The following is an 8,927-nucleotide window of genomic DNA, read 5'->3' as shown; positions in this document are numbered from 1 at the left end:
TATCCGCCGAGCCGTAGACACATCTGTTTTTTCAGCCATATTCATTCACTCCTTACTGTAATAAGTATCTTTGTTCACTTCGATCGCATTTCCCTGATCAAGCTCCGTTGCCCCTCAGATTTACCAGCTCGCTTTTTTCACACCAGGAATTTTACCTTCATGTGCCAATTTACGGAAGTTGATACGGGACATACCAAATTTACGCATATACCCTCTAGGTCTTCCATCAATTTTGTCACGATTTTGCAAGCGTGTAGGCGAAGCATCTTTCGGTAATTTTGCCAATGCGTCATAATCTTTGTTTTCTTTTAATTCTTTACGCAATTCAGCATATTTTTCTACAGTTCTTTCCTGACGTTTCAATTTTTCGATTTTACTCTTTTTAGCCAAAAGTAACACTCCCTCTATTTTTTAAAAAACACTAACATTTCCCACTACAAAAACAAACCTACAGTCTCTCTCTATTTATCTACACTTTTTTCCCATTGTAATAACCATCTTTTGAAATACGATGACTCATACGGTATTCACCCGAAGAGGCCTCGAATGAGAGTCCACCAAGCATATCCAAACCTTTATGTGCGCGTCTTTTTCTTTGTTTCGCTTTCGATGTTCTTCTTTTGGGTACCGCCATAATAACTGCTCCTTCATTTCATCTTCTAAATCGTAATGATTACGTTTTGTAATTCTACTACATGTATTCCATAAATTCAAGTAATAAATCGTATATTTTCAATTACTTCAAATAAGTGCCTAGATTCCATCCGTTTTTTTGGGAAGCTGCCCGCTTATTTTTTCAGTTTATTCTCGAAACACAAAAAAGCACCAGCTTTTGGCTGATACTTTGATTTAATATTTTGAATAGATTCTTTTGATTTGATCAAACTATTTCACCATACAAAGAGTTTCGATCACTAGTATAACTGAACCACATTTCCCTAATCTAACTTTGGCATTTTTACTTGATTGCATATTTTCTAAGGTTATCTTGAATAGCTGCTAAATATGCTCTTCCTTCAACAACCTGATCGTTATTTATTTCGATGTTCGAGCCGTCTTTAGGTAAAGCTTTTTCTGAAATTGCTTCATACTCGTCCGTAGTCAATTCACGACGTGTGTTTAACAGTGATTCATTATTTTCTTTATTTATATAGTGTTTATAATCAGCTTGAACGACGCCACTGAAGAATTCGCCGACGGCCCCTGAGCCATAACTGAACAGACCGATACGTGATCCTTCTTTTAATTCCGGTCCTTGTTCAAGTAAGGACAACAGACTGAGATAGAGCGCACCCGTATAGACGTTACCTACCTGTTTGTTGTACACGATACTATTCTGATAATGACTCATCAGACGTTCTGCATCCTCTTCGTTCGCTTCTTCTGTCAAAGTTAAAATTGCTTTTTTAGCCATCTTCGTATAAGGCAAGTGGAAGCACAACGCTTCAAAGTCTTTTAAATCACGTTGTGTTTTTTCTTTATACACACCCCAGACAGCTTTAAGAAAAGAAAGATAGGATTCATTGGAATATTTGCCATCAACAAAGGCAAAGTCTGAATACAGGGGTCTCCAGAAATCCGAAATGTCTTTAGTCAAAGCAGCGCTGTCGTTGTCTAAGGCAAATATGTGTGGATCACTTGAAAGGACCATCGCCACAGCTCCAGCACCTTGTGTCGGTTCTCCGGTTGTATTTAAACCGTATTTTGCAATGTCTGCGCCTATTACTAACACTTTACTGTCAGGATTTAAAGCAATGTGGCCCATGGCCATTTTTATTCCCGCCGTCGCACCGTAACACGCTTGTTTAAGCTCAAACGAACAGGCATTTTCTTGTATGCCTGTTAAATGGTGGACCCATACTGCTCCAGATTTTGAATGGTCGACACCGGACTCTGTTCCGAATAAAACCAAATCGATTTTCTCTCTGTCTTCACCATCTAATATGGATAATGCTGCATTAGCACCCATACTTACAGCATCTTCATGAAGAGGCGCGACGGCCATTTTTTCTTGTCCAATACCTATCGTGTATTTTGCTGGATCGACACCTCTAATTTCAGCCAATTTTTCCATATCTACATATTGATCAGGCGTGTAAAAACCGATCTTGTCTATCCCGATATTCAATCACTTATCCTCCTAAATACAACTCTCACTTACTCATTCTTATACAGTATACCCAAGCTTCTTTAAAAAAGAATTAAGAAATGATTTAATCTTTCATTTTTATGATTAATTTTCCTCGAACATGTCCATCTTCACTATTTTTATGTGCGTCTTGTACAGCCGCTTCCGAAAATGGATATACTTCTGAAATAATCGGTTTCAACTTTTCTTCCACCAACCATTCATGAAGCTGTTCGAGCGCTTCTTTTGTCGGCTTCATCGAGAAATAATGCGCATCATAAATCTTTGTATCAACTAATTCACTCGGATCTCCGGCAATAGACAGAAGTCTGCCTTTATTTTTAATCAGCGACAAACTTTTTTCCAAGACCTTTCCCCCAATTGTATTGAAGACCAAGTCGATATCTTCTAATACCTCTTCAAACGCTTCCTCTTCATAGTTGACTGGTCGATCAACGCCAAGCGATTCAAGCAGCTCCTGATTGCTCCCGCTTGCCGTGGAAGCAACCCAGGCTCCCTGGACCTTAGCTATTTGAACAGCGAGCGTCCCGACGCCACCTGAGCCAGCATGAATCAGCACCCTTTGTCCGCTCTTTACTTGTCCTCGTGTGACGATCGCTTCATACGCCGTTTGTCCGGTCAAGGGAATCGCTGCAGCCTCTTCAAATGGAATAGTCTCGCTTAGCTTGACCGTTCTGTCTGGACGGACCGAAACGACTTCTGCATACGTTTTGGTCCCGTTAGCCATCACTCGGTCTCCAATTTCGAATCCTTTGACGTCTGCTCCCACTTCGATCACTCTTCCGGCAACGTCATTACCGACGATCATCGGTAAGCTGCCGCCAAATGAGCCTTTCCGCCGTTTTATATCGATCGGATTGACACTCGTGGCGTATACTTCAACAAGCAGGCGATCTGGTTTTAATTTTGGTTTGTCCACTTCTTTCAACTTTAATTGTTCCGCTCCACCAAATGCTTCTATAATAATAGCTTTCATTTTTGGCACACTCCTTTAGCATGATCTTCTCCATGATTTTATCACAACAGGCTTAAACCGGATGTTGATTCGCACAGATTGTTGTCCAAAGAACCACTCGTGCTGTCATATGACTTGTTTTACTGATAGTTAACGAACTGGCTAATGAACTCGATTTGTTCAAACTAAAAAAGCTGAATTTTAAAACAAGTTTAACTTATTTCAAGATTCAGCTTATGAAAGATCAGAATGTTGAATAATCTACCCTTTGGATACTTCGATCAGATTCGATTGACAGAAACAATCTATCTATTCCGTCTGTGAAAATGATTTTAAAATTTTGATTACTTCCTGGTCTTCCACTTGTGGAAAATGACTATAGTAGGCTCCGACCGCACCAAGAAAAACTTCTGGAACATCTATCGCCACAACCTGATCAACTAAATCCAGCAACTCATGATACGTATCTTCAGGTATTACAGGTACGGCTACAATGATTTCCTTGGCTCCTTGTTTCTTAACAGCCTCAATCGCCGCTTTCATCGTTAAGCCCGTCGCGATACCGTCATCTACTAAAACAACGGTTTTATCTTTGAGTGGCTGCTGAGAAAGCACCTGTGAATATTTATTTCGGCGGCTTTCCATCGCTTGACGCAGACCAACAATTTCATTGTCTATCCACTCCGGATCTAATCGGTCGGTGACTGATCTGTTCAAAATGGGTTCCCCATGTTCCGAAACTGCGCCAACAGCATACTCCGAATGAAAAGGATGACCAATTTTTTTCGACATGATCATGTCGAAGGGTAGGTGATGTTTCTCTGCGATTTCTATACCTAGAGGAATGCCTCCCCGCGGCAAAGCCAGAACAACAGCATTATCAGCATCTGTTATTTGAAGTGCTGAGGCCAATTGCTTTCCTGCATCTATCCGATCATAAAATCTCATCATTATCCCTCCCAGAACAATTAACTAACCAACATTTTCTACCAACTGTTTTTCCTTTAAAGTTTGTATTTAGTATAACATGAATAAAAAATTCCTAATATTAGAATGATTTGTTCGCTTTTCAATCATTTTTTTAAAGAAAAATCATATTTAACTGAACCTTCGATCTGCAAAGTACACGGATTGAATTACTATTAATTTATAAGTTTCGAGTGATTCTAATATAAAAACCCAAGTGTTTGCTCTATAATATGAAGAGATAGTGTTAATACTTAATTACCAAGGAGGAAGTAAAATGTCATTTATAAAAGGTACATTAATTGGAGCTGCTTTAGGTTTATTGTTCGCGCCTAAGAGCGGTAAAGAAACGCGTGAAGATTTACGTAGAAGAATGGACGATTCAAAAAGAACAGCAGGTGACTATGCAGACAAAGCGAAAGTGAAATCTAATGAAATGTCACAAACAGCTGAAACTGCAACAGAAAATATCAAGCTGACAATAAGTAAAACAGCTAAAGATTTACGTGAACAGCTGCATCATGCTTCAGAAGAAATCAAAGATGAAGCACGCACGTTGAAAGAAGAAGTCAAAGATACAACTGAAGATGCCTATGAGGATGTGTCCATAGAAGTTGAAGATGCTTCTGAAAAAATCCGCAAAAACGATGATACGGCTGATTCAAACGATAAAGTTTAATTAATTTTGACCTCTCGAAGAATGATTCGGGGGTCTTTTTTTCTGAAAAAATTAAACTTTTACAGATATATCTCATTCAGTTATTATACGAATCTTAGGTATCTCTAATTAGAGATACTAAAACTCTGAATTAAAGGGAGAGGATATCAATGGAAAAAATCAAATTATCTATCATCTATTACAGTTCAACCGGAACAAATTACCAATTAGCGCAGTGGGCCAAAGAAGAAGCGGAAGTAAACGGCGCGGAAGTTCGCTTGCGTAAAGTAAAAGAACTGGCTCCAGCATTTGCGATCGAAAAAAACCCAGCTTGGAAAAGACATTACGACGCAACCCAAGACGTTGAAGAGGCCTCTTCGGATGATATTATCTGGGCAGACGCTCTACTCTTTAGCTCACCCTCTCGCTTTGGTACCATGCCTTCTCAAATGAAACAATTCCTGGATCTACAAGGTGGCTTATGGGCTAATGGTAAAATAGTCAATAAAGTCGTGAGTGCGATGACTTCTGCTCAAAACCCACATGGCGGACAAGAAGCGACACTTTTATCATTTTACACATCAATGATGCATTGGGGCACGATCATTGTAACGCCCGGATATACAGATCCGGTATTGTATGGTGCCGGCGGAAATCCTTACGGTACATCTGTGTCGGTTAGCCAAGACGGCAAAATGCAAGAAGACGTTGAAGGCGCAGTGAGACATCAGGTCACCCGTACACTGGACGTGGCTGCTCGCATTGTAAACGGGGAAAATTGATTTTTCATAAAGGATTGATCATATTATCTATGTAAATAAAAAACACATTCGCCATTAATACGTCATGTCGACGATATGATGGCGAATATGTTTTTTATAATGATGGATACAAACCTGTGTCTATGTTATTAACTCTTTTCCCAATCGGTCAATGGTCAGTTGCATCGAGACCACAAATTTTTCATTCTGCTGAATATCAAAAATAGTCCAGGCCTGTTTATAAGCATTTAAGGCATCTTCTTTTTGCTCTAATTTTTCCAGACAATACCCTTTATAATATAAAAAATCACCTAAGAGAAATAACGTCTTCTGTTCCACCACCAAATCGAGCCCTTGAAAAACCTTACTCAAGCACTCACTGTACTTTTCTTGTCGTGCAAGACAAATCGAATAATTCAACAAAAGCTTGGCTTTTTTCTCATGGTTCATCCATTCAGAAAACATGTCGAAGCCTTTGTGATAATACTCTTCTGCTCGGTCATATTCTTCTTTTTTCGAGTACTGATTACCGATGCTATCAATAACTTCAACGCGCAATTCCCCGTTTTTCATTTCTTTTTCCAGACGAATCAAGTAGTTTAATGCTTTATCATTGTCCCCATCACGATAATCAAACAACAGACCTTTGACCCACTCAAAGAACAACCGGTCCTCTCCAATAGCTTCCTGGATGAGTTTTTCGTTTGATCCAATGAGATAAGAAACGGAATCGTATTCTCTTCGTTCCAAATGTTGCCGCACTAACTTACTTAATTGCATGGTTTTAGAATACCGACTCTCAATTGAATCTTCCCCGTAAAAATAATGCAGTGAAACTTCTAGTCTTTCAGCTAATTTTTCCATTAATTCTCTGCTAGGTCTCACTTTTTTCTTTTCAATCCGACTGATCATCGCTTGCGTGCAAATACCATCCGAAAGATCAGATTGAGTCATTTTCAGTTCTCTTCTTCTATTCTTTATCTTCTCCCCAATTTTCATTCTCAAAGCCCTCTCATTATATTACCATTATAATATTAGTTATATTAAATCATTATACATAAGTGTGAAGCTTATTTCTACAACTTTAAGAACTAAAACTGCCTTTACTATTATTTATAAATAAAAGACTAAAGATTATGATCTTTAGTCTTTTATTAGTTTTATTATAATTTTTTAATATATCTATATCGTAACAGGTGCTTCATCTCGATTTTTTACCGTCTTAAAATATAGGACACATACCATAAAGATAGAACGGACTACCTTTATGGTATCAAATGTATTTTTTAGATTTTTTTGATGATGAGAGGGGCAGCCAGACGGTAAAGCGAGTGCCTTTTCCAACTTCACTTTTTACCTCGATACGTCCATCATTGTTTTCAACCAGCCATTTCACGATCGACAGGCCGAGTCCCGTCCCTCCGACATTACGGCTTCTTCCTTTGTCGACACGATAGAAGCGTTCGAATATTCTACTCACTTGATCTTTTGGTATGCCAATTCCCGAGTCAATGATGGATAACTTCAACTCGTCATCGAGCGTATCGATATCGATCGTCACTTTCCCTTTTTCTGGCGTGTAAGAAACCGCATTGCCAACTAGATTGATGATCATCTGTTTTAGATGATCGGGATTCATTTCTATTTCAACGTTTTCGCTATCATTTATATTGATATGAATTTGTTTCATATCGATTTTTTGGCTTAGGATTTTGATGACTTCATCCACGGTGTCTTTTACACGGATCTTTTCTTTTATCCCACTAACTTTTCTTTGTTCTAGTTTGGACAATTGCAAGATATCATTGACCATGGCGTCTAACCGACTGGATTCTTTATAAATGATCTCCAGGAATTCCACCAATACATCTTCATCGTATAAAGCGCCGTCCAGCAAGGTCTCACTGAAGCCCTTAACGGCAGTGATCGGCGTACGTAATTCATGTGACACATTAGCCACAAAATCGGTACGAACCTTTTCCAGTCTTCTGATCTCAGTAATATCATACAGCAGAACGATAAAATTCAGCGTTTCCAAGGATTCATTGGAAATGGGCACAACATGGACATCCACTATTTTCTCTTCCGGATAATAAATTTGAATTTCTTCATTTTGAACAACATGGTTATCATAGGCCTTTTCAATTATGGCAATCAATTCAGAACTGTGCAGACTTTCGTAAAACGGCTTCCCTTGTTTGCTGTTCAAGTCTTCTCCAAGTATTTCATTCATTATTGGATTGACCATGTTGATGGTTTTATCTCTTTCGACCACCATGACACCAATAACCAGATGATTCACGAGCTCTTTCAATTTCAATTCATTTTCTTTTATTTCTCCCATTTGATTGTATAAATTTACTGCTAGATTATTTATGGAGTCACCCAACTCATCAATTTCCTTGTATGAACCCGGTCGATATCTGACCGAATAGTCCTGAAAAGACAGGACATTAGCTATATTTTTAATGTTTTCAATGGGGGCCGTTATTTTTTCCGCCCAATAACGTATGAACAAGACAGCAACAAAAATAGACAGCACAATGAACACTAATAAGGTGGTCATTAATTCATCCGTTACACCGATCACCTCTTCAGCACTCTTAGACAGTCTGATAAAGCCGGCAAGCGTGCCTTCATCCGTACGAATGGGGGCGGCACTGTAGTAAAGAACATCTCCCGTACTTTCGCTGATGCGATAATACGTTCCGATTTCCTGCCCTTCAATGATCTGCTCTATTTCTGGTCTATCCAGATGGTTATCAATTGTATCCAAGGAGGCATGCGAATCATATAAAACCTCTCCCGTTAAACCGATGAAGGTTATTCTCTCATTGATGACCTCAGATGCAGAAGCCAGCTGAGTGATAAGTCTGTCTCTATTTTCAACGGTTGTCATTTCGCTCTCTAGTTGACTTTCCAGTGTCACCAATTGAACATTCAGCGCTTCTGCCTGTTGATCGATGGCTTGCCTTTCAATGACGGAGGACATCATATACACAAAAAGAATGGAAAAAGATAGGAGAATGAGTGTAAAGATAATGATCATTCTCGATTGGATCTTTTTCATTTAGGTACCTCTAATTTGTAACCAAATCCCCTAGCAGTCTTGATGTAGTAAGGTTTTTTGGGATTTTCTTCGATCTTGTCTCTCAAGTGGCTGATGTGCACATCGACGATCCGTGTTTCTCCGGAAAAGTCATAGTCCCATATAGCAAGTAAGAGCTGTTCGCGACTCAAGATCCGGTTTTTATTTTCCGCTAAATAAACCAACAATTCAAACTCCTTGGGTGTAAACTCCACTTTTTTCTCTTTCACATATACTTCGAATTTTTCAGGATAGATGACGATATCATCGAATTTAATGATCTTTTCAGTTGTTTCGGATAATTCTTCAGGTTTGCTGTTTTTCTCGACTCTGCGTATGATAGCTTTGAT

10 protein-coding genes are annotated in these 8,927 nt (G+C 38.9%); 2 read left to right on the top strand and 8 right to left on the bottom strand.

Annotated features, from left to right (window positions below):
• Window positions 1-120: 120 nt before the first annotated feature.
• From rpsN to R6U02_RS01310, 5 genes are all read right to left on the bottom strand, one after another.
• A complete protein-coding gene (gene rpsN / locus R6U02_RS01330; RefSeq protein ID WP_410261827.1) occupies window positions 121-390 on the bottom strand; it encodes a 30S ribosomal protein S14 in 270 nt (89 codons plus the stop codon).
• Window positions 391-469: 79 nt separating this feature from the next.
• Window positions 470-634 (bottom strand): 50S ribosomal protein L32, encoded by a 165-nt coding sequence (gene rpmF / locus R6U02_RS01325; RefSeq protein WP_410261826.1) that lies wholly within the window; start codon window positions 632-634, stop codon window positions 470-472.
• 324 nt (window positions 635-958) lie between these two features.
• Window positions 959-2,128, bottom strand: a complete 1,170-nt coding sequence (locus R6U02_RS01320) for a hydroxymethylglutaryl-CoA synthase (protein WP_410261825.1) — start codon at window positions 2,126-2,128, stop codon at window positions 959-961.
• A gap of 85 nt (window positions 2,129-2,213) precedes the next feature.
• Window positions 2,214-3,125: an NADP-dependent oxidoreductase gene (locus R6U02_RS01315; RefSeq protein ID WP_410261824.1), complete on the bottom strand. Its 912-nt coding sequence runs from the start codon at window positions 3,123-3,125 to the stop codon at window positions 2,214-2,216.
• A 288-nt stretch (window positions 3,126-3,413) separates the two neighbouring features.
• Window positions 3,414-4,055, bottom strand: coding sequence for a phosphoribosyltransferase (locus R6U02_RS01310; protein ID WP_410261823.1), 642 nt, complete (start codon window positions 4,053-4,055; stop codon window positions 3,414-3,416).
• Between the two features lie 292 nt (window positions 4,056-4,347).
• On the opposite strand from R6U02_RS01310, the gene R6U02_RS01305 reads away from it, so the two are divergent.
• Together R6U02_RS01305 and wrbA are read left to right on the top strand one after the other, a co-directional pair.
• Complete coding sequence (locus tag R6U02_RS01305; protein WP_410261822.1) at window positions 4,348-4,749, top strand: YtxH domain-containing protein; 402 nt, start codon at window positions 4,348-4,350, stop codon at window positions 4,747-4,749.
• 149 nt (window positions 4,750-4,898) lie between these two features.
• Window positions 4,899-5,510 carry an NAD(P)H:quinone oxidoreductase gene (gene wrbA / locus R6U02_RS01300; protein WP_410261821.1) on the top strand — a complete coding sequence of 204 codons (612 nt, stop codon included), beginning with the start codon at window positions 4,899-4,901 and terminating at the stop codon, window positions 5,508-5,510.
• 120 nt (window positions 5,511-5,630) lie between these two features.
• On the opposite strand, the gene R6U02_RS01295 is transcribed toward wrbA, so the two are convergent.
• The 3 genes from R6U02_RS01295 to R6U02_RS01285 all read right to left on the bottom strand — a co-directional run.
• A complete protein-coding gene (locus tag R6U02_RS01295) occupies window positions 5,631-6,488 on the bottom strand; it encodes a helix-turn-helix domain-containing protein (RefSeq protein WP_410261820.1) in 858 nt (285 codons plus the stop codon).
• Between the two features lie 274 nt (window positions 6,489-6,762).
• Entirely contained in the window at window positions 6,763-8,559 is a 1,797-nt protein-coding gene (gene pnpS / locus R6U02_RS01290) for a two-component system histidine kinase PnpS (protein WP_410261819.1), read from the bottom strand.
• On the bottom strand, window positions 8,556-8,927 hold a 372-nt coding region (locus tag R6U02_RS01285), incomplete at its 5' end, for a winged helix-turn-helix domain-containing protein (RefSeq protein ID WP_410261818.1). The genes pnpS and R6U02_RS01285, both read right to left, overlap by 4 nt.

This window comes from Alkalibacterium sp., from assembly GCF_046484155.1.
Classification (GTDB): Bacteria; Bacillota; Bacilli; order Lactobacillales; family Carnobacteriaceae_A; genus Alkalibacterium.
The sequence above is the reverse complement of the archived record's forward strand: the minus strand, read 5'-3'. Positions and strand labels throughout refer to the sequence as shown.

Coding starts and splice junctions, on each gene's coding strand:
- rpmF (WP_410261826.1), bottom strand. CDS start 634: ATGGCGGTACCCAAAAGAAGAACATCGAAAGCGAAACAAAGAAAAAGA.
- R6U02_RS01315 (WP_410261824.1), bottom strand. CDS start 3,125: ATGAAAGCTATTATTATAGAAGCATTTGGTGGAGCGGAACAATTAAAG.
- R6U02_RS01310 (WP_410261823.1), bottom strand. CDS start 4,055: ATGATGAGATTTTATGATCGGATAGATGCAGGAAAGCAATTGGCCTCA.
- R6U02_RS01305 (WP_410261822.1), top strand. CDS start 4,348: ATGTCATTTATAAAAGGTACATTAATTGGAGCTGCTTTAGGTTTATTG.
- wrbA (WP_410261821.1), top strand. CDS start 4,899: ATGGAAAAAATCAAATTATCTATCATCTATTACAGTTCAACCGGAACA.
- R6U02_RS01295 (WP_410261820.1), bottom strand. CDS start 6,488: ATGAAAATTGGGGAGAAGATAAAGAATAGAAGAAGAGAACTGAAAATG.
- pnpS (WP_410261819.1), bottom strand. CDS start 8,559: ATGAAAAAGATCCAATCGAGAATGATCATTATCTTTACACTCATTCTC.